The sequence below is a fragment of the Acinetobacter sp. YH01024 genome (genome assembly GCF_013420195.1).
GTDB classification, from domain to species: domain Bacteria; phylum Pseudomonadota; class Gammaproteobacteria; order Pseudomonadales; family Moraxellaceae; genus Acinetobacter; species Acinetobacter amyesii.
On the sequence record NZ_VOYQ01000013.1, the window covers coordinates 53961 to 71852 of the forward strand.

Annotated in this window: 19 protein-coding genes; 9 read left to right on the forward strand and 10 right to left on the reverse strand. The window is 39.4% G+C overall.

Translation table 11 applies throughout. The annotated features are described in order from the left end of the window. Positions 1 to 27: 27 nt before the first annotated feature. From FTT88_RS07690 to tusD, 4 genes are read right to left on the reverse strand one after another with little or no spacing between them, the layout of a single operon-like run. Positions 28 to 339, reverse strand: coding sequence for a TusE/DsrC/DsvC family sulfur relay protein (locus FTT88_RS07690; protein WP_180026275.1), 312 nt, complete (start codon positions 337 to 339; stop codon positions 28 to 30). A gap of 48 nt (positions 340 to 387) precedes the next feature. Further along, on the reverse strand, positions 388 to 675 hold the full coding sequence (locus FTT88_RS07695; protein ID WP_180054851.1) for a DsrH/TusB family sulfur metabolism protein: 288 nt from the start codon (positions 673 to 675) through the stop codon (positions 388 to 390). 13 nt (positions 676 to 688) lie between these two features. Beyond that, positions 689 to 1039: a hypothetical protein gene (locus FTT88_RS07700; protein WP_078193833.1), complete on the reverse strand. Its 351-nt coding sequence runs from the start codon at positions 1037 to 1039 to the stop codon at positions 689 to 691. A gap of 45 nt (positions 1040 to 1084) precedes the next feature. Next, positions 1085 to 1453 (reverse strand): sulfurtransferase complex subunit TusD, encoded by a 369-nt coding sequence (gene tusD / locus FTT88_RS07705; protein ID WP_180160224.1) that lies wholly within the window; start codon positions 1451 to 1453, stop codon positions 1085 to 1087. A 303-nt stretch (positions 1454 to 1756) separates the two neighbouring features. Here tusD and FTT88_RS07710 point away from each other — a divergent pair, with 303 nt between their 5' ends. The 5 genes from FTT88_RS07710 to FTT88_RS07730 all read left to right on the forward strand — a co-directional run bounded on the left by FTT88_RS07710 (position 1757) and on the right by FTT88_RS07730 (position 7135). Next, positions 1757 to 2353 (forward strand): phosphatase PAP2 family protein, encoded by a 597-nt coding sequence (locus FTT88_RS07710; protein ID WP_180173847.1) that lies wholly within the window; start codon positions 1757 to 1759, stop codon positions 2351 to 2353. 520 nt (positions 2354 to 2873) lie between these two features. Continuing rightward, positions 2874 to 3881, forward strand: a complete 1008-nt coding sequence (locus tag FTT88_RS07715) for an SDR family NAD(P)-dependent oxidoreductase (RefSeq protein ID WP_180011423.1) — start codon at positions 2874 to 2876, stop codon at positions 3879 to 3881. Between the two features lie 198 nt (positions 3882 to 4079). Next, positions 4080 to 5474: a class II fumarate hydratase gene (gene fumC / locus FTT88_RS07720; RefSeq protein WP_180173848.1), complete on the forward strand. Its 1395-nt coding sequence runs from the start codon at positions 4080 to 4082 to the stop codon at positions 5472 to 5474. Positions 5475 to 5834: 360 nt separating this feature from the next. Continuing rightward, positions 5835 to 6326 (forward strand): hypothetical protein, encoded by a 492-nt coding sequence (locus FTT88_RS07725; protein ID WP_168378642.1) that lies wholly within the window; start codon positions 5835 to 5837, stop codon positions 6324 to 6326. Between the two features lie 206 nt (positions 6327 to 6532). Next, positions 6533 to 7135 carry a nitroreductase family protein gene (locus FTT88_RS07730; protein ID WP_180173849.1) on the forward strand — a complete coding sequence of 201 codons (603 nt, stop codon included), beginning with the start codon at positions 6533 to 6535 and terminating at the stop codon, positions 7133 to 7135. 155 nt (positions 7136 to 7290) lie between these two features. Here the strand turns inward: FTT88_RS07730 and FTT88_RS07735 are convergent, their stop codons facing one another. Continuing rightward, positions 7291 to 9078, reverse strand: a complete 1788-nt coding sequence (locus tag FTT88_RS07735) for an acyl-CoA dehydrogenase (RefSeq protein ID WP_180173850.1) — start codon at positions 9076 to 9078, stop codon at positions 7291 to 7293. Positions 9079 to 9200: 122 nt separating this feature from the next. Here FTT88_RS07735 and FTT88_RS07740 point away from each other — a divergent pair, with 122 nt between their 5' ends. After that, the gene (locus tag FTT88_RS07740; protein WP_180173851.1) at positions 9201 to 10187 is read left to right on the forward strand and encodes a GlxA family transcriptional regulator; all 987 of its coding nucleotides are present in this window, start codon (positions 9201 to 9203) and stop codon (positions 10185 to 10187) included. Positions 10188 to 10194: 7 nt separating this feature from the next. Here the strand turns inward: FTT88_RS07740 and FTT88_RS07745 are convergent, their stop codons facing one another. From FTT88_RS07745 to FTT88_RS07765, 5 genes are all read right to left on the reverse strand, one after another. Further along, entirely contained in the window at positions 10195 to 11394 is a 1200-nt protein-coding gene (locus FTT88_RS07745; RefSeq protein ID WP_180173852.1) for an MFS transporter, read from the reverse strand. Then, on the reverse strand, positions 11378 to 11824 hold the full coding sequence (locus FTT88_RS07750) for a MarR family winged helix-turn-helix transcriptional regulator (protein ID WP_180173853.1): 447 nt from the start codon (positions 11822 to 11824) through the stop codon (positions 11378 to 11380). Before FTT88_RS07750 ends, FTT88_RS07745 begins: the two co-directional genes overlap by 17 nt. A 191-nt stretch (positions 11825 to 12015) precedes the next feature. Further along, positions 12016 to 12789, reverse strand: a complete 774-nt coding sequence (locus FTT88_RS07755; RefSeq protein WP_180173854.1) for a DUF805 domain-containing protein — start codon at positions 12787 to 12789, stop codon at positions 12016 to 12018. Between the two features lie 139 nt (positions 12790 to 12928). After that, positions 12929 to 13483 carry a thermonuclease family protein gene (locus FTT88_RS07760; protein ID WP_180173855.1) on the reverse strand — a complete coding sequence of 185 codons (555 nt, stop codon included), beginning with the start codon at positions 13481 to 13483 and terminating at the stop codon, positions 12929 to 12931. Positions 13484 to 13700: 217 nt separating this feature from the next. After that, positions 13701 to 14618 (reverse strand): LysR family transcriptional regulator, encoded by a 918-nt coding sequence (locus tag FTT88_RS07765; RefSeq protein ID WP_180021744.1) that lies wholly within the window; start codon positions 14616 to 14618, stop codon positions 13701 to 13703. A 93-nt stretch (positions 14619 to 14711) separates the two neighbouring features. Here FTT88_RS07765 and FTT88_RS07770 point away from each other — a divergent pair, with 93 nt between their 5' ends. The 3 genes from FTT88_RS07770 to FTT88_RS07780 all read left to right on the forward strand — a co-directional run bounded on the left by FTT88_RS07770 (position 14712) and on the right by FTT88_RS07780 (position 17880). Continuing rightward, complete coding sequence (locus FTT88_RS07770) at positions 14712 to 15953, forward strand: acyl-CoA dehydrogenase family protein (protein ID WP_078190971.1); 1242 nt, start codon at positions 14712 to 14714, stop codon at positions 15951 to 15953. A gap of 110 nt (positions 15954 to 16063) precedes the next feature. Further along, complete coding sequence (locus FTT88_RS07775) at positions 16064 to 17185, forward strand: phosphotransferase family protein (protein WP_168377545.1); 1122 nt, start codon at positions 16064 to 16066, stop codon at positions 17183 to 17185. Continuing rightward, positions 17182 to 17880: a histidine phosphatase family protein gene (locus FTT88_RS07780; RefSeq protein WP_078193820.1), complete on the forward strand. Its 699-nt coding sequence runs from the start codon at positions 17182 to 17184 to the stop codon at positions 17878 to 17880. Before FTT88_RS07775 ends, FTT88_RS07780 begins: the two co-directional genes overlap by 4 nt. Positions 17881 to 17892: the final 12 nt, after the last annotated feature.

Here is a 17892-nt window from a genome sequence, read left to right on the forward strand (position 1 = left end):
CTAAGCGGCATTTAGATTGCTTTAAAATTACAAACAATTTGCAGGCTTAGGGATTCCCGCTAAACGACTTAAATGCCGAGCGACCAAACCCGTGTTAAATTTGTCTTGTAACACCGCATTATTAATATCAGCGCTCACCGTTTTCATTAAAAATTTAATGAGTGGGCGAGTTGCCGGTGAGTGACCAAACTGTTGATAAAACTGTCGCACAGCTTTTAAAACTTCAAAATGCCAAGGGCTTAACTCAAGTTCTAAACTTTTAGCCAGTTCTTGGGCAACAGTTTCATTCCAAATAGTGTAATCCACCAAATGGCCATCTTGGTCTAATTCAAGATTCATATTCATTCCAAAAGAGAAGATTGTAGAAATGGATCGCTTTTACTCAATTTATTTGAGTGAAATACATCTTTTAAATCCAAGGCATAGATCAGCAAAAGCGGCATAGTCGATTACTTTCATATGACTATAATTCATAGTTTTATCTAAAATTTCAGCATCATTTTCAAGTACATAACATGTGCCAAATTGCTGAATTTGTTCATCTGCAATATGTAAGACTGCTTCACCCATCAGGATGATTGCATCTTCAGGATTGATTAAACTGGCTAACTGCTGGATGTGCTGTAGGGTATTGGCATAGCTGGCTTGGACTAAATACAGCGTAGAATTTGACATCATCATTCCTCTTTTACCAATACAACACATGATCAAATTGTTGAATCAATTCAGTATTGAATTGAACAAACTCAAGTTCTTGTTCACTATTGATCACAAATGGATGCTGTGAATTTTTTTGTTCAATATAAATCGGGGTGAGATCATAAAACTCAAAGCTATCAACCATGTTGGAAGCGAGTTTAAACGCATGCTTGAGCTGACTAAACTCTTGTTCTGCTTGAAGTAAGCTTAGCGCAGCATCTTTGAGCAACACTTTTACGTCACAACCGAAGGTTGCAAGCACCATGGTCGCAGAAAGACTTTCATGTACTTGTAAGCTTGCAAGATTTGCATGGGTTAAAACAACCAGTACAGATTTCACGTAATTTTCCTTTTCAATGCTACAAATGCGCGGCAATCAAAACACTTAGAATTGCAATAAGCGGTCAGCAGCTTGTACAGCATCGGCAAGTTCGCCTAGGCCCACAAGTTCAAATTGTTCAGCTAAATTATGTTGCTGAATATTGTGACGCTGTGCATTTTCCTGATCTGTGATCCCACGTGCGAGAGCTGCACTTACGCAAACAGGTAAACGAATGCCGAGTTTTTGCCATTCACTGCTGAGTTTGCGCTGATCATCTGGCACCCATTGCAGGGCATTCGCCACATTTACAGCATCTTGATAGAAAAAAACCCGAAAGTTTTCGCCTTTCTGCTTCAGCGCTTGGGCAAGACCCAAAGCATGCCAAGCCAATATCGAAGTGGGTGAGGAGGTAATTAGTAATAGAGTACTCATCGAAATTCACTAAATGAATAAACGGTCTAGATCGACAGTTTGTTCTGAGTTCAGAAGAAAAAGCTAGTATACAATGATTTACTCAATGATCTGAATATTTGCAAAGTTTTGCTTATTTAGGCAGCGAAGTCATTGCCAATTTTTCTTCAAATATAACTTTTGGTTTATTTTGGATTCAGCCTCAAGCCGTCAGTTTTTCATAAATAAACTGTGCGGTTACATACTGAAAAATCTTTATATGAATAAAACGCAATTTTTGATTTTACAGAGTGCTATGATCTTTTCATTTTTTTAAACCACCTCATGAATATAGAGAAATTTAACTTAAGTTTATTTAATTCAATCAATGCTTCGGACAATGCTTTAGATTTCACCATTTCTTTTGCCATATTTATAGCCAATGATCTATTTTATATCGTGATTCTTTTGATGTTTTTGGCTTGGTTTAAAGGCAATTTTGATATCAAAAAACAAATCGTTAAAGCCACTGTGTTTACTATCGTCGCTTTTCTTATCAGCCAAGTGATTTCAAGTTTCTTTTACTATCCTAGACCCTTTGTCTTGGACGTTGGACGCACGATTATAGAACATTCACCGAATGGATCATTCCCGAGTGATCACATGCTGTTTTTTAGTACGATTGCATTTTCTTATATTTTTTCAAAGCAAAAAGCTGTCGGCTATGTATTTCTAGCTTTCGCTTTTCTTGTGGCGTGGTCGAGAGTCTATTTGGGTGTGCATTATCCAATGGATATGGCGGGAGCGCTGATCATTGCGGTTTTGCTGAATTTTGTTGGACTGTCTTTATGGCGAAAATATGGGTCTTATTTGGTGAGCTTGATCTTAAAAGTTTACGAGTTCCTATTCTCAGCCATGATTAAAAAAGGCTATATCCGCTAAATTAAGTTCCTTAGATATCTGCGATTTCTAAAGTTTGCTGCTGCTATAGTTACATTGCCAACATCTTGCTAGATGAATAATTCTAATGATTCATCTGGCATTCACATCCAGATCCTATACCTCAAAAAATAGTCAGACTGCTCAATTCCATTTGCTCATTCGAGTAGATCACCTCTAATACTTTTTATTGCTGTGAAATATGCTTTGCCGTGCGACTATTTTTAAATTTCTTCTTCTAAAAGTTGTTCGCTCAATTACCACGAAAACTTGTGATGTCTTCAAATTGGAACTGCTAGCGAGGTTATTTGTCGTAAATCAAATACAGTTAATATCCATAACTGCAACACAGTCAAAATTCTAAAGCAGTAAGATAAAACTAGAATGCTCTTGCAGATTGTTCGGCTCATGAAAAATGCTGAGGCGAGGTTTAATAATTTTGATCTGTAGATAAGTTGGTGACGACACCAAGATGATGCCAAAGAGTTGTAAAAGCTTGATAACTATAAGGAGTATCTAAACAATGATTTTAGTGACTGGTGGTTTAGGCTTTATAGGCTCACATATAGCCTTGAGTTTAATGGCTCAAGGTCAAGAAGTCATTATTGTGGATAATTTATCCAATGCAAATTTACAAACACTTGAACGACTAGAATTTATTTCAGGCATGTATGTGCCTTTTGTCAAACTCGATATTCGCAATACTCCCGCACTCAATAAAGTATTTGAACAATATACCGTCGATGCTGTCATTCATACGGCAGGCTTTAAGTCATTGGAAGAATCCGTCCTTAAACCACTTGAATATTATAATGATAATGTCAGTTGTATCATGAGTTTGCTGCGTGCTATGCAGCGAACAGGTGTACGAACACTGATCCATTTATCAAGTTTAGCGGTATATGGACAGTCGTCGGCAGAATTAACAGAAGACACAGAAATCAATTTTACCTATCCAAATCCCTATGTGAAATCTCAACAAATGGTGGAAGAAATTATACGGGATACGGCACGTACTGATAATGAGTGGAAAATTGCGATTTTGCGTTTAGGAAACGTCGCAGGTGCTTTCGAACATGCAGTTTTAGGTGAGTTTGTTGCGCCATTGCCAAAAAATATCGTGCCGCTTGCGATGCAAGTCGGGGCTTTACAACGAGACTTTATTGAACTTCGCAAACAAGCTAAAACTGAAGATGGTACTGTGGAACGGAGTTTCTTGCATGTACTCGACTGCTGTAAGGCGGTGTGGCAATGTTTGCAATGGTTGTCGCAGCAGCAATTCGCCTGTGAGGCTTTTAATATTTCAGGTGAGTTGGTTTCGATACAGCAACTGTTAGATACGCTTTCAGAAGTGACACAGGCGGAGATTAAGACGGTCGAATCTAGTTTTTACCCCAGCCATGAATATGACCAGCTTGGGGCAAGTACACAGAAAGCGAAAAGTACTTTTGATTGGCAGCCTGAACAAGATTTAAAGAAAATGCTAGAAGATGAATGGCGTTTCTATCAACAAACATTAAGAGGGAATTAACTCGTCTTGTATTGGGTAAATTTAATCGTCGTGCATGATTTTCTTTATAAAATCACGATAAAGATTATCAAATAAACCACTTATAATTGATAATGGTTATTATTTATAAATCTAAGCAAGTTACCTAAACTGTATTTATCAGCAGAGTTTGATTCTGCACAGACGTTCAAGTTTATAGATAAGGATATGAGGTCATTTATGCAAACACGTATTGAACATGACACAATGGGCGATGTTGAAGTACCTAGCGATGCGATGTGGGGTGCACAAACACAGCGTAGTTTGCAAAACTTTAAAATTGGTGGTGAACGTTTACCACGTCCGATGATTCGTGCGATGGGGCTCGTTAAAAAATCAGCAGCGATTACTAACGCAGCATTGGGTCAAATCCCTCAGGAACTTTCTGGTTATATCGTCAATGCAGCCGAAGAAGTGATCTCAGGTCAATGGGATGCACAATTTCCACTGGTAGTTTGGCAAACTGGTTCAGGTACGCAAAGTAACATGAACTGTAATGAGGTAATTGCCAATATTGCCAATCAAAAACTAGGCAATCCATTGGGGTCACAAAAACCTGTCCATCCCAATGATCATGTCAATCGTGCTCAATCGACCAACGATTCATTCCCAACCGCAATTCATGTGGCTGCAAGTCTACAAATCAATGAGCTTTTAATTCCAGCAGTAACAAAACTGCGTAATACCTTAGAAGCTAAATCTAACGATTTTAAAGATATTGTTAAAATTGGCCGTACACATTTACAGGATGCAACGCCTTTAACATTAGGCCAAGAGTTTAGCGGCTATGTTTCACAGCTCGATCATGGTTTGAAGCGTTTAAATCAAGCTTTAGAAGGACTGTATGAATTACCACTAGGTGGTACAGCGGTCGGTACAGGTCTGAATGCACATCCTGAATATGCTGTAAAAGCAGCAGCAGAACTTGCGAAACAAACGGGTCTGCCATTTGTCACTGCGCCAAATAAATTTGAAGCACTAGCAGGGCGTGATGCAGCTGTATTCGCGTCGGGTGCTTTAAAAACACTTGCTGCAAGTTTAAATAAAATCGCCAATGATGTGCGCTGGTTAGCCAGTGGCCCACGCTGTGGTTTTGGTGAGCTACGTATTCCAGAAAATGAACCAGGCTCAAGCATCATGCCAGGTAAGGTCAATCCAACTCAAAGTGAAGCCATGACGATGGTGGTTGCTCAAGTACTTGGAAATGACACAACCATTAATGTTGCGGGGGCATCGGGTAACTTTGAATTAAACGTGTTTATGCCTGTTATTGTCTTTAACTTATTGCAATCTATTCAACTCCTTGGCGATGCATGTAATAGCTTCAATGACCACTGCGCAGTCGGAATTGAGCCAAACCGTGAAAAAATCGATCATTTCTTACATGATTCATTAATGTTAGTTACGGCACTCAACCCTGTGATTGGTTATGAAAATGCTGCGAAAGTTGCTAAAACTGCATATAAAGAAGGTAAAACTCTAAAACAAGTTGCGGTAGAACTCGGTTTAGTCACTGCAGAGCAATTTGATGAAGTGGTTCGTCCTGAGCAAATGGTTTCACCAAATACCAAATAAATTGTTTTGAGATTATTCATCTAGAGTGTTGGAAAATAATTAGAGAGGCTGATTCATATTCAGCCTCTCTTTTTATTGGATATATGATTGCTTTATTTTTCAGCTGGATCCTACCTAATACAGATTCTTTGGATTCATATTCATCTTGAAATGTATGTATAGAAACCAGACGATTTATTAAAAATAGGGGAACGAACAAATGAAGCAAGGCCAATGTTGGAAGAGAGTAATTCATTGGATTGGGCTTTGAATTCATTGGCACACTTGTTAAAATGCCTTTCTTTTTCTGTTTTCGTTGCTATTTGACATTTGTTTGAATAAATATTTGCAAGACAGTATTTTATTTAAGGATTTCCCCCAATGCTCACCATCTATTTGACAGATGTCCAAAAGAACGTTCAATTTAAAGACTATCCGGGCGAGCATCCTGTTAAATTTATATTGAATTTTAAAAAGATTTTTCCAAGCGTTATGGAGCTTTTGCTACCAGTTTTGCCTGAAAATGAAAATCTTGAAGAAATGAGCTGGGAATCGACAACGCCAGATTTTGAAAAATTTAAATTACTACTCAGTGGGTGGGGCGTAATTGAGCTACGTTTGAATGCTATTGCCCAATATAAAGACCGTGCTTATGCAGATAACTTGGTAAAAAAAGCACAGCAAAAACGTAAAGAATATAAAAAAGCACAGTCAAAATTACAAACCGTTGAACTTGATTATTTATTCATGCACGAAGTTCATGGTTTGATTGATGCAGAGTTGGTCGAGCTAGGTGAAAAATTCTATCTACCGACTTTACGTGAGCTTTGGAAAAACCAAGTGTCAGCGAATGTATTAGAAGCAAAATTCTAAACTGCACACAGTTTTAGTCGAAAAATCCTCCGCTTAGGAGGATTTTTTATATGCACATCAGAACTTCAGATTTACTGCGGCAAGTGACTGTTTCATAGTGCCCCATCAAGCAAGTGAAGCATTCAAAACATTTGGAAAGTCGCGAGACTTATCATTCCAAATGTTTCTGACTCATCTGCACATTTTATTTTAAAGGACCATTTTATATGTCAAATCAGTTTATTGACCTGATTCGCAAACGTCGCACTATTTATGCTATTGGGGACAATGTAAGCCAAAGCACAGAATATTTAACTGATTTGATCCAAACAGCGATTAAACAAAGCCCGTCTTCATTTAACTCACAATCTTCTCGTGCTGTTATTTTATTTAATGCTGAAAGCGAAAAATTTGGGGGCTTAGTCGCTGACAAATTAAAATCTTATGCAAAAGATGAAGAAAGTGCTGCGAAGACGACGGGTAAAATGGCAAGTTTTGCAGCAGGATTGGGTACGGTTCTGTTCTTTGAAGATTTAGATGTGGTCAGTGCTCTACAAGCACAGTTTCCTTCTTATGCAGAAAACTTTCCAATTTGGGCAGAACATTCAACTGCCATTGCCCAATTTGCGACTTGGACTGCGTTACACACCGAAGGTTTAGGCGCATCACTACAGCATTACAACCCAATTGTGGATGAACAAGTACATGCTGAATGGGACATTCCTGCGCATTGGAAACTTCGTGCTCAATTGGTTTTTGGTTCAGTGGAAGGTGAAGCGAAAGAAAAAGGCTATATGGATGATGCCGCTCGTTTTAAAGTCTTCCAATAATTGCGGCGTATAGCACACTATCTTGATAAAAAAGGAACGAAAACTAAGTTCCTATTTTTATGGCAGTTTTATTGAAATAGATAGGGTTGGACAAGATTTTCATCCGTGAAAATCTTGTCCAGATTAGCCCATTGAGGACTGAGCTAAACGAGTGGCTAGAACCAACTTTCTTGCATGTTGAGACAAGTATCATCAAGTTCTAGCAATAACTTGGCTTGGTGCTCTATTTCAGGTAGTTCCCAGCGGATAAAATATTGCGCGGCTTGTAATTTACCAGCTAAGTATTGTTGATCTTCAGCTAAATCTGAATGTTCAAATTTCACAAGGGCTTGATTGGCCATTTCAAGCCATAGCCATGAAATGATGACTTTGCCCATCATGTCTAGATACAACGCAGAATTTCCCAGTGCCTGATCGACACGACCTTGGGCGAGGACTTGTCCCAAACTTTGTGTGGTTTTCTTCACCGTGTTTAAATGCGCTGAAAAAATTGCTGCAAGCGCTTGAGTTTTTGGATGTTGAGCTTGATCAATCGTATTTTGCATACGTTGTAATAACAGCATTAAACCTTTGCTGTTGTGCTGCCAAAGCTTACGACCCAACAAATCCAAAGATTGAATACCAAATGTGCCTTCATGGATCGGATTTAAGCGATTGTCGCGATAGCATTGTTCAAGCGGATATTCACGGGTATAGCCAGCGCCACCTAAAACTTGGATGGCTAAATCATTGGCTTTGGGTCCATAGGCAGAAGGGAATGATTTGACAACAGGGATAATTAAATCTAATAACAGCGCACTATCTTCATTGTTAGCGGCTTGATGTTCATCAATTAATCGTGCAGCAAACAAACATAATGCAAGTGCGCCTTCGACATAGGATTTTTGTGCCAAAAGCATCCGTTTAACATCTGTATGTTGAATAATATTGACAGGTTTTGCGGCAGGATTTTTATCTGAAACTAAGCGGCCTTGTGGACGATTCTTTGCATATTCGAGCGATTCTAAATAGCCACGGTATCCAATCATGGCTGCACCTAAGCCGACTCCGACTCGCGCTTCATTCATCATCTTAAACATATATTTAAGACCAGCACCTGCTTCACCAATCAGATAGCCAGTACATTGATCTTTTTCACCAAAGCTCAGTACTGTCGATGTTGTACCTCTGTAGCCCATTTTATGCAATAAACCAGCCAGTTGAACGTCATTGGCGCCTGCAAGTGAACCATCACTCAGGGTTTTAAACTTTGGAACAATAAACAGCGATATACCTTTCACGCCCTGAGGTGCGTCTTGGATGCGAGCAAGGACCAAATGCACGATATTTTCAGTGATGTCTTGGTCACCCCCTGAAATAAACATCTTTTGGCCTTTGATGAGGTATGTTCCATCGGCTTGCGGTATGGCTTTTGTGGTCAAATCACCTAAAGATGAACCCACATCAGGTTCAGTCATGGCCATCGTTCCTGCAAAGCGACCACTGAACATATACGGTACAAACATATCTTTTTGTTCGGTCGTACCGAAAGCCTGAATCACATTTGCAGCCGCAGCGGTTAGAAAAGAATAAGCCACTGACGAAGGATTTGCCGACATGAAATAGGCATTTGCAGCCATATTGATCAAAGTCGGAAGTTGCATACCGCCTGCATCATAATCATGCTGCGCACAAAGCAGGCCGGCATCTGCAAATTGTTTCCATGCCGTTTTGACTTCAGCAATGGTTTTAACCTGTTGACCATCAAAGGTAGGTTCGTTTTGATCGGCTGTTGCGTTATGGGGGGCAAAAAAGTCTTGAGCAATACCTTGTGCAGTTTCTAGGATGCTTTTGAAGGTTTCAGCATCATGCTCAGCAAAACGTGGGTAATACGTTAAGTCTTGCGCTTTAAACACGTCAAATAGCAAAAAATTTAAATCTTTGTCATTGATTAACTGCGCCATTGCTCAATCTCTAATCGGGTTGAATTTTATGCATCAAGCCTAGCAGTTGATTTTTGGATATAGAATTGTCAATAATGACACTTAATAGGTCAAAAATGACATTTTGATAATTTGAACTTTAAATGAAGAAAATTATAATTTTAGCATTTGATGGTGCTTTGGCTTCAGCGATTACTGGAGTTGTTGATCTATTTGCAATGGCGGGAGTCAGTTGGAACCGGATTCAAAAACAAAATGTGCAGCGGCTATTTCAGGTTAAAATTGCCTCACAACATGGTCAAGCTGTGCAATGTATCAATGGCATCAAGCTTTATGCAGATTTAGCATTTTCTGAAATAACAGATGCAGATATCATCATTGTTCCAACGATAGGCGCGCCGATCTTAGATGTTTTAGCGCAAAATTCAGCGCTAATCGAGTTATTAAAAACTCGGCAATTGCAAAGCGGACTGATCGCAGGAAATTGTACGGGTAATTTTTTTCTGGCAGAAGCAGGGCTTTTAGATGGCAAGCAGGCAACGACGCATTGGGGCTTTCAGCAAATGTTTCGTGAACGCTATCCTTTGGTAAGACTGAATGCAGATCAGCTCATTAGCCATGATCAAAATATATACTGTGCTGGAGGTGGCTTAGCATGGTTTGATTTGGGACTGCACCTGATAGAACGTTTTTATGGTTTTGAAACGGCAATCCACACGGCAAAATCATTTGTATTGGATTATCGTCGTGATAGTCAGTTGTCCTATTCATTATTGAAAATATCTAAACCGCATCAGGATGGTTTGGTGCAAAAAGTTCAAGATTGGTTGGAACAGCATTATCATGAAAATATAGTCTTAGATGAACTTGCGGCGCAGTTTAATGTGACAACAAGGACATTGATTCGTCATTTTAAAGCGGCTTTGGATATGCCTCCCAATCAATACTTACAATCAATACGGATTGAAGCTGCACGAAAGCGTTTAGAAGAAACGGGACATGCTTTAGATCTGATTATGCGAGATGTCGGCTATAATGACCCAAGCTCATTTCGACGGTTATTTCAAAAAAAAACGGGGCTGAGCCCCTTAGAATATCGTCGACGTTTCAGCCGACGATTTGATGTTTAGTTATAGTTTAAGCCGTTCGAACGGTATAACGACCATGTAAAATGTAGTAAGCACCAATACATGCAAAGGCAGCAAATGCGCTATACAAATACAATTGTGAGTAACCAATATGGTCGAGCAATTTACCGATAAAGTATGGTCCAAAGCCTAAACCGGCATCTAAAAAGATAAAGAAAGTCGAAGTGGCAAAGCCCATACGTTCAAGCGGTGCACTTTTCACGGCAACTGTTTGGCAGACCGACTGAATATTGCCATAACCGAGTCCAAGTAGGCCTGCACAAAGTAAAAGCATCCATGAACTCTGAGTGATGCTGAGTAATACCAATGCCACGCCCATAATCACAAAAGCAGGGTAGATCACTACATTTTCACCTTTACGGTCCATCAACGGGCCTGTAAATGGGCGAGAAATTAAAATCGCAATGGCATACATCAAAAAGAAAAACGAGGCTGTTTCAACCAAATCGATTTCTTTGGCATAGAAGTTAATGAAAGACAATACGCCTGAATAGCAGATTGAAGCGAAAAGCATGATGAACGATATCGGTAATGCTTTAGGTTCTACAAATTGAGCAATCCAACTCGGTTTTTTGACAGCTTCAACAGTATCGAGGGATTTATTGATTTTGGGTAAATCGGGCACTTGAATCAGCAAGGCAACCAATAAGCAGCTCAATGCGATAATCGTAGAAACGATAAAAATCGCGTGATAACCAATGTGTAACATCATCCAAATGGCAAGAAATGGCCCAATAGCCGTACCTAACGTACTACTCATGCTGTAGTAGCCAATGCCTTCACCTCGACGTGTCGCTGGTAAGATTTGGGCAATTAGGGTACCCAGCACTGTAGATGCCATACCCATCATAAAGCCATGCATAAAGCGTATAAATAGCAACATGCCGACGCCAGACTGAATGAAGTAAAAACCAGAAAAGATTAAAAAGCCAATTAAACCAACGATCAGTGTCGTTTTACGTCCAAAGCGTTCTAGGAATTTACCCACCAATAAACGCCCGACCAGTGTGCCGACAATGAACAAGCCTGAAACTAGACCGGCTTGAGCAGTTGTCGCACCCAATTCAGCCACCGCATAGCCCACGATCACCACAACCAAGAGATAAAAGGTTAAAACCAATTGGAAGTTAATGGCGCTGACTAAAATAAAATTTCGAGTCCAAAGTGGTGCTTTATCTTGCATGATCATCACCTACAGTGTTTTGTTCAAGTTCTTGCATGAGACGGTGTAAAATTTGAATGGAATGTTGGATATCTTGGCTAGCTAATGGCGCGATCAGGCGCTGCTCAAAGGCATCTATGTCTTTTGCACATTGCTGAAATAACTCACGTCCAGTCTCGCTGAGCATCATTTTCTTTTGACGTTTATCGTCAGTTTGTACATGACTCAAAATATCCATCTGTGCAAGAATTTTGACTCGCTTTGTGATAGATGGCTTGGATACGTTTAAATATTCCGCCATTTCAATAGATGTACAAGCGGTTTTTTTACGGATGACAAACATGACTTGCCAAAGCGAATAGTTCAATTGATAGGGCAATAAAATCGTGTTGATTTCATCACTCATCAGACGCGCACAGCGCAGAAGTGAAGAGCGGAAACCTAATGAGGTATTCATGATAGTTAACTAGGGTAACTAAATTATTGGCAACTTTACGCCTAATTTATTTTCAATTCAAGTGAACAACTCAAAGCATAAAAAACAGGGATAAAAAAACCTGCGGGCACACAGGTTTTCTTGCATAGCATTTCATTTAAAGCTTATCGTTCAATGCATATCGTTGAATTGATACCTTAAACAATACGTGTTTATTCTACAGAAGCTTCTGCAGCTGCAATTGCAGCATCTTCCGCTGAACTGTCTGCATTTTCTGAAATTTCTACACTTTCACCATCTGCATAAGCAAGTTCTTCACCTTCTGATTCAGCTTGCTCTAAATAAGCCGCAATTTGTTCATCCGTTAATTCAAGTTCACCTTCAGACATCATCGCTTGTTCTTGTAATTGCGCTTGTTCTAAATTGTTCATCATACTTTGCATATTGAACATCAATGGGATCATGACCAATAAATAAACAATCATCAGGATTAGATACAATGACCCAATAACTTTCTCTGTTTGTTCCGTTGGACGTTTTATGCCATATTTATTTTCACCTTCAGTGCCTTTTGCAGCCATCACATAAATGCTAAAGATGGTTCCGACCAGTGGGATGAGAAAAATTAAACAGAGCCAACCGCTTTTATTTAGATCATGTAAACGACGAATCGTAATGCAGATCATTGCGACAAACATTGCAACAATAGAAACGACAATCAGAGCGATCGCACTGAGCCCTAAGAATGAATTAAAAAGTGCATCAATACTACGTTCTGCTGAATTGAAAAATGCAAAAAGACCCAGCGCGACGCTGATGCCCAATAGGCAGGTATAAATCATACTAATGATAAATAACCACGCTAAATAGGACAGGCGGCCAAAACGTCCTTCAGGAGACAGTGGATGATCGGCTTTTTGAATTTGAGGCTGAATATTTTGATCTTGTTGAAACGGATTCAATTCGCTTGAAGTAAGTTCAGTCATTATTATTCCAATTTTAATTATCTAATTTATTTTCTATGCCCAAAAGAGCAGCATTATTGTATAGCGAAGTAAAAAAAGGTCAAATATTAGACATGGCTAAGTCATCAAATATTCCTTAGCCATGCTGCAATGTGGTCTGTTATTTATGTAATTTACGATACTGTTTAGGGCGCATTGGACGACTGGCTTTCCATAAACCTTTCTTTTGTTTACGTGCTTTGCTTTGTAAATTCATCATATAGTGCAAATGCTTTTGGTCACGGATGTATTCTTCGTACACCCACGCAGCACCACGTTTTACCATTTCTTCATTCATGCATTTACGATAGCGATAAATAACCCCAACGCAGCGGCCATAACGGTCTACATCAGTGATTTTTACGCGGACAAATTTCTTGTAAACCATGGATTTGATCAGGCGGGCTGACTCTTTACCGTAGGCTTGTGTCGATTCTGGCGCATCCACATAAGCAAAGCGAAGTTTGGTTTTAGAACGTCTTAGATTCATCCGATAGCAGGTGAGGGTATCGCCATCACTAATATCGGATACACGGCAGAGGTAAGATTTTCCTTTCTTAAAAGGTTGAAAAAAATCCTTTAAGAAAATGGTGACTTTATAAAGAACATAGACTGTGATCAGGCACAGTACTGCACCTAAAGCCATGAGCCAATTTGTGGAGAGATTTGAAAGCATACATAATGATATGAACGAAGTCATATCGCATAAAAACAGGAGTTTAGATTTTATAAGAACTCATGATTTATGGCTGTCGAATAAACCGACGGTCAGTTAAAAATACATTAAATAATCAGCATTTGATCTATAAATATACAGCAAGTTTCATCACGCAGAATTAAATCTAAATCCATGTGAATAGCCTAAGCAAGCTGATATATCATCATAAAATAGCCTAAGCAAAAATTTTAGAAATTTGGCTTCGCAAAAAAACATGCCGCGAATTTAATTCCAAATCATTATGCCAATACATCCCTAGTTTAATTTTCGGCAAGTCTACAGGTACATCAAAAATATTCAGTTCGGGAGCAACCTGTAAATGCGTCAAAATATTTTGCGGAATCGTTAATATTGCCTTGGGTTGCTGTGCCAAAATTTGTAGCGCAGTAGAGTAATGCTGACAGCGTAAAAAAATCTCTCTAGAGTGTTTTTTACGATTTAAATAAATATCTTCAACTAATACACCTGCACGTCGGGAAGAAACCCCAATGTGAGGAGCAGAAAGATAAATAGATTCATCCATCTTGGAATGTTGACTACAAACCACGAATTGGTCTTCAACTAAAGTTTGAAAATTTATTTTTTCACCAAAGTTTTGCTCAAGATCAATCGCAAAATCGATTTGCTGTGCAGCAAGGTCAGCCACAATGGTTTTGCGGTCTAATTTAATACTGGAAAATTGGATCTGAAACTGTTGCTGTTGAAAGTGTTCAACTAACTTAGGAAAAATAATCGGTTCAATTTCATCATGTACCGCAATTTTTAAGCTCTGTACCATTGAAGGAGTAAATTGTTGTTTTTGGATAGAAATACTTTGAATCGCAATAAGCGCATTTTTAATTACGGGATAAATCTGTTCAGCAAATGGAGTCGGGAGCATTTTTGCTCCAGCACGTACAAATAAGTCATCTTGTAAATGTTGTCTTAAACGTTGAAGTGCATGACTCGCTGCAGACTGAGTAATACACAAAATTTGTGCTGCTTTTGAAATGCTTTTTTGTTCATAAACTGCGATATACAGTGGATATAAATTGATATCCATACGGTGGAAAACACCCATATCAATGACGGTGTTTTTATGAATACTATTCATGTTCATCTATTGAATTAAATCATTTTGTTCATATTAGATTTCAGGTTATGGTGTTGTAAAGCGTAAAGAACATAATATTTAAAGGATATTGTCATGTTTGAACTTTCAGCACGTGCACAAGATTATATTGAAAGAACAAAAAAATTTATTAAAGATGAAATTGAGCCTGTAGAAACTGAGTTTTGGGCAGAAGTTCATGAGTTGAACCAAGGTGGTGATTGGACCAAATGGCAATGGCCGGCACAGTTAGAGGTTTTAAAGGATAAAGCCAAAGCTGCAGGCTTATGGAATATGTTCTTACCTTGTCCTGAACTTGGGCAAGGCTTATCTGTACAAGAATATGCACACATCGCAGAACTTTCAGGCCGTAGCTTACTTGCACCCACGGTATTCAATTGTAATGCACCAGACAGCGGCAATATGGAAGTGATTTGGCGCTATGGTACGGAACAACAAAAGCAGCAGTGGTTAACACCATTACTAGACGGCAAAATCCGTTCGGTGTTTTGCATGACAGAACCTGCTGTTGCTTCAAGTGATGCCACCAATATGGAAGCAACAGCTGTCGTTGAAGGCGACGAAATTGTGTTGAATGGCCGTAAATGGTGGTCTTCAGGTTTAGGTGATCCAAATGCCAAAATCATTATTTTTATGGCACATACACCAGATGAAAGCAAAGACCGTCATCATCAGCATTCTATGGTTTTAGTACCAGTTGAAACTGCTGGAGTGAAAATCGAACGTATGCTTCCAGTCTTTGGTGATTATGATGCACCTCATGGACATGGAGAAATTAGCTTCACAAATGTACGTGTTCCTGTTGCAAACTTTATTGGCGGCGCTGGTCAAGGTTTTGAAATTGCACAAGGTCGCTTAGGCCCAGGCCGTATTCATCACTGTATGCGGTGTATTGGTGCAGCTGAAAAATCGCTAGAACTGATGATTGACCGTGGTATGAGCCGTACTGCTTTTGGTAAAGAAATTTTAAAACTCGGTGGCAATTTAGAGCGTGTTGCAGAAGCACGTGTTGCGATCGATCAAGCACGTTTACTGACCCTCTATGCAGCATATAAAATGGATACTCTAGGGAATATGGCTGCATTAACCGAGATTTCGGCAATTAAAGTGGTTGCGCCAAGTGTCTTAGAAAAAGTCGTTGATATGGCGATTCAAATTCACGGTGGTGCTGGGGTTTCTCGAGATACACCGCTCACAGGTTTCTTTGCCCAAGCACGTTCACTGCGTCTAGCTGATGGCCCTGATGAAGTACATAAAGGCATGATTGCTAAATTAGAATTGGCTAAGCGCGGTTACAGCAGCCGTCGTAAAAAATAAACAAGTTGTAGTCACATATTTGGCATGGCAACCCCGAGTTGTCCATGCTATAAAACTATAGAAAATTATATTTTTATCATCATGATAGATTCAAGTTTAGGAAGAAAAGCATGTCAGTGATTGATGTAGGCGGTTCAGTTCGTGAGGGTGAAGAACTGGATGTACGTGCTGTAGGCAATTGGTTGATTGAACATGGCGTTGAAATAGAAGGGCCTGTTGAAGTCACTCAATATTCAGGTGGCGCATCAAATTGGACTTATCGCTTAAAATACGACAATGCTGATTTAATCTTACGTCGTCCACCGAAAGGTACCAAAGCCAAGTCTGCACATGATATGGCACGTGAATTTAACGTACAGAAAGCATTATCTGAATTTTATCCTGTACTCCCTGAAATGGTGGCGCTATGTCAGGATGAATCAGTTATTGGCTGTGATTTCTACGTGATGAAGCGCGTAGAAGGCATCATTCCACGTGCAAACTTACCCAAAGAATTAAATTTTGATGAAAGCCAAGTTCGAGCGTTATGTACCAACGTCATCGACAAGTTAATTGAACTGCATCAAGTGCCATATGAAGGCACAGCTTTAGAAAAAATAGGCAAGGGCGACGGCTACTGTCGTCGTCAAGTGGAAGGTTGGGACGCACGCTATGAAAAAGCCAAAACCTTAAATGTTCCTTCTTTTAAATATGTCCGTAATTGGCTCAAAGACAATATTCCTGCTGACTCTAAAACCTGTGTAATTCATAACGATTGGCGTTTTGACAACGTCATTTTAGATCCAAATGATCCTACCCAAGTGATTGGCGTATTGGATTGGGAAATGGCAACGCTTGGCGATCCACTGATGGACTTAGGTTCAGCTTTAGCGTATTGGGTTGAAAGTGGCGATAACGCAATTTTTAAAGCGACTCGACGCCAGCCGACTAACTTGAAAGGTATGTTTAGTCGTAAAGAAGTCGTTGAATATTACTTAGAAAAAACTGGTCTACAAACAGACAACTGGACATTTTATGAAGTATTCGGCATTTTCCGTTTAGCCGTGATCGCACAGCAAATTTATTACCGCTTTTACCACAAACAAACCAATAATCCGGCATTCAAAGATTTTTGGATTGTGATCCATGCTTTACATATTCGTGCCTTAAAACTTATCGGTTTGCAAAAACTTGAAGCCAATGATGTGGCACAAAAATATATTGAAAAAATGAAGGATATTTTAGGGAAATGACCACGATATATTTAATTCGGCACGGTCAGGCTTCTTTTGGTGCAGAAAGCTATGACAAGCTTTCTCCCAATGGTGAGCTACAGGCTAAGGTGCTGGGACAGTATTTCGACCGTATTTTAAAAGAAAGTCCTTATGTGGTTGCAGGCTCCATGCAACGTCATCAACAAACAGCCAATCTTGCATTGGCTGAATGCTTTCCAGAAGCACAAGTTGATACAGATAACGCGTGGAATGAATTTAATCATCAGCAAGTTTTTGCTCAATATGAACCTCGATTTAACCAACCGCATTTATTAAAAGAAGATGTATCTAAGCATGAAAACCCACGTGCTTATTTATCGAAAATTTTTGAAGGCGCCATTGAGCGTTGGACAGGTGGAGAATTTCATCATGAATATGATGAATCTTGGCCACATTTTAAAAGTCGAGTCGAAACAGCGCTAGAAAAGTTATGCACTCAACTGGCTGAAACCAAACCACGCTATGCTGTTGTGTTTAGTTCAGGTGGAGTGATCTCCGTTGCCGTAGGTAAAATTTTAGGGCTGAGTCCAGAAAAAACATTTGCACTCAATTGGGCCATTGCCAATACCAGTATGACAACACTGCGTTTGGTTGGAAATGAACCGCAATTACTCAGTTTAAATGAACACCATTTTATAAAAGCAGTTGATCCAAATTTATTGACTTGGATCTAAGATAAACAAAGG

What these genes read in the sequence shown, in the direction of transcription:
- tusD (WP_180160224.1), bottom strand. Translation starts at nt 1,453, where the DNA reads ATGAGTACTCTATTACTAATTACCTCCTCACCCACTTCGATATTGGCT.
- FTT88_RS07765 (WP_180021744.1), bottom strand. Translation starts at nt 14,618, where the DNA reads ATGAATAGTATTCATAAAAACACCGTCATTGATATGGGTGTTTTCCAC.
- FTT88_RS07740 (WP_180173851.1), top strand. Translation starts at nt 9,201, where the DNA reads ATGAAGAAAATTATAATTTTAGCATTTGATGGTGCTTTGGCTTCAGCG.
- FTT88_RS07750 (WP_180173853.1), bottom strand. Translation starts at nt 11,824, where the DNA reads ATGAATACCTCATTAGGTTTCCGCTCTTCACTTCTGCGCTGTGCGCGT.
- FTT88_RS07780 (WP_078193820.1), top strand. Translation starts at nt 17,182, where the DNA reads ATGACCACGATATATTTAATTCGGCACGGTCAGGCTTCTTTTGGTGCA.
- FTT88_RS07745 (WP_180173852.1), bottom strand. Translation starts at nt 11,394, where the DNA reads ATGATCATGCAAGATAAAGCACCACTTTGGACTCGAAATTTTATTTTA.
- FTT88_RS07760 (WP_180173855.1), bottom strand. Translation starts at nt 13,483, where the DNA reads ATGCTTTCAAATCTCTCCACAAATTGGCTCATGGCTTTAGGTGCAGTA.
- FTT88_RS07710 (WP_180173847.1), top strand. Translation starts at nt 1,757, where the DNA reads ATGAATATAGAGAAATTTAACTTAAGTTTATTTAATTCAATCAATGCT.
- FTT88_RS07775 (WP_168377545.1), top strand. Translation starts at nt 16,064, where the DNA reads ATGTCAGTGATTGATGTAGGCGGTTCAGTTCGTGAGGGTGAAGAACTG.
- FTT88_RS07730 (WP_180173849.1), top strand. Translation starts at nt 6,533, where the DNA reads ATGTCAAATCAGTTTATTGACCTGATTCGCAAACGTCGCACTATTTAT.
- fumC (WP_180173848.1), top strand. Translation starts at nt 4,080, where the DNA reads ATGCAAACACGTATTGAACATGACACAATGGGCGATGTTGAAGTACCT.
- FTT88_RS07695 (WP_180054851.1), bottom strand. Translation starts at nt 675, where the DNA reads ATGTCAAATTCTACGCTGTATTTAGTCCAAGCCAGCTATGCCAATACC.
- FTT88_RS07770 (WP_078190971.1), top strand. Translation starts at nt 14,712, where the DNA reads ATGTTTGAACTTTCAGCACGTGCACAAGATTATATTGAAAGAACAAAA.
- FTT88_RS07755 (WP_180173854.1), bottom strand. Translation starts at nt 12,789, where the DNA reads ATGACTGAACTTACTTCAAGCGAATTGAATCCGTTTCAACAAGATCAA.
- FTT88_RS07735 (WP_180173850.1), bottom strand. Translation starts at nt 9,078, where the DNA reads ATGGCGCAGTTAATCAATGACAAAGATTTAAATTTTTTGCTATTTGAC.
- FTT88_RS07690 (WP_180026275.1), bottom strand. Translation starts at nt 339, where the DNA reads ATGAATCTTGAATTAGACCAAGATGGCCATTTGGTGGATTACACTATT.
- FTT88_RS07715 (WP_180011423.1), top strand. Translation starts at nt 2,874, where the DNA reads ATGATTTTAGTGACTGGTGGTTTAGGCTTTATAGGCTCACATATAGCC.
- FTT88_RS07725 (WP_168378642.1), top strand. Translation starts at nt 5,835, where the DNA reads ATGCTCACCATCTATTTGACAGATGTCCAAAAGAACGTTCAATTTAAA.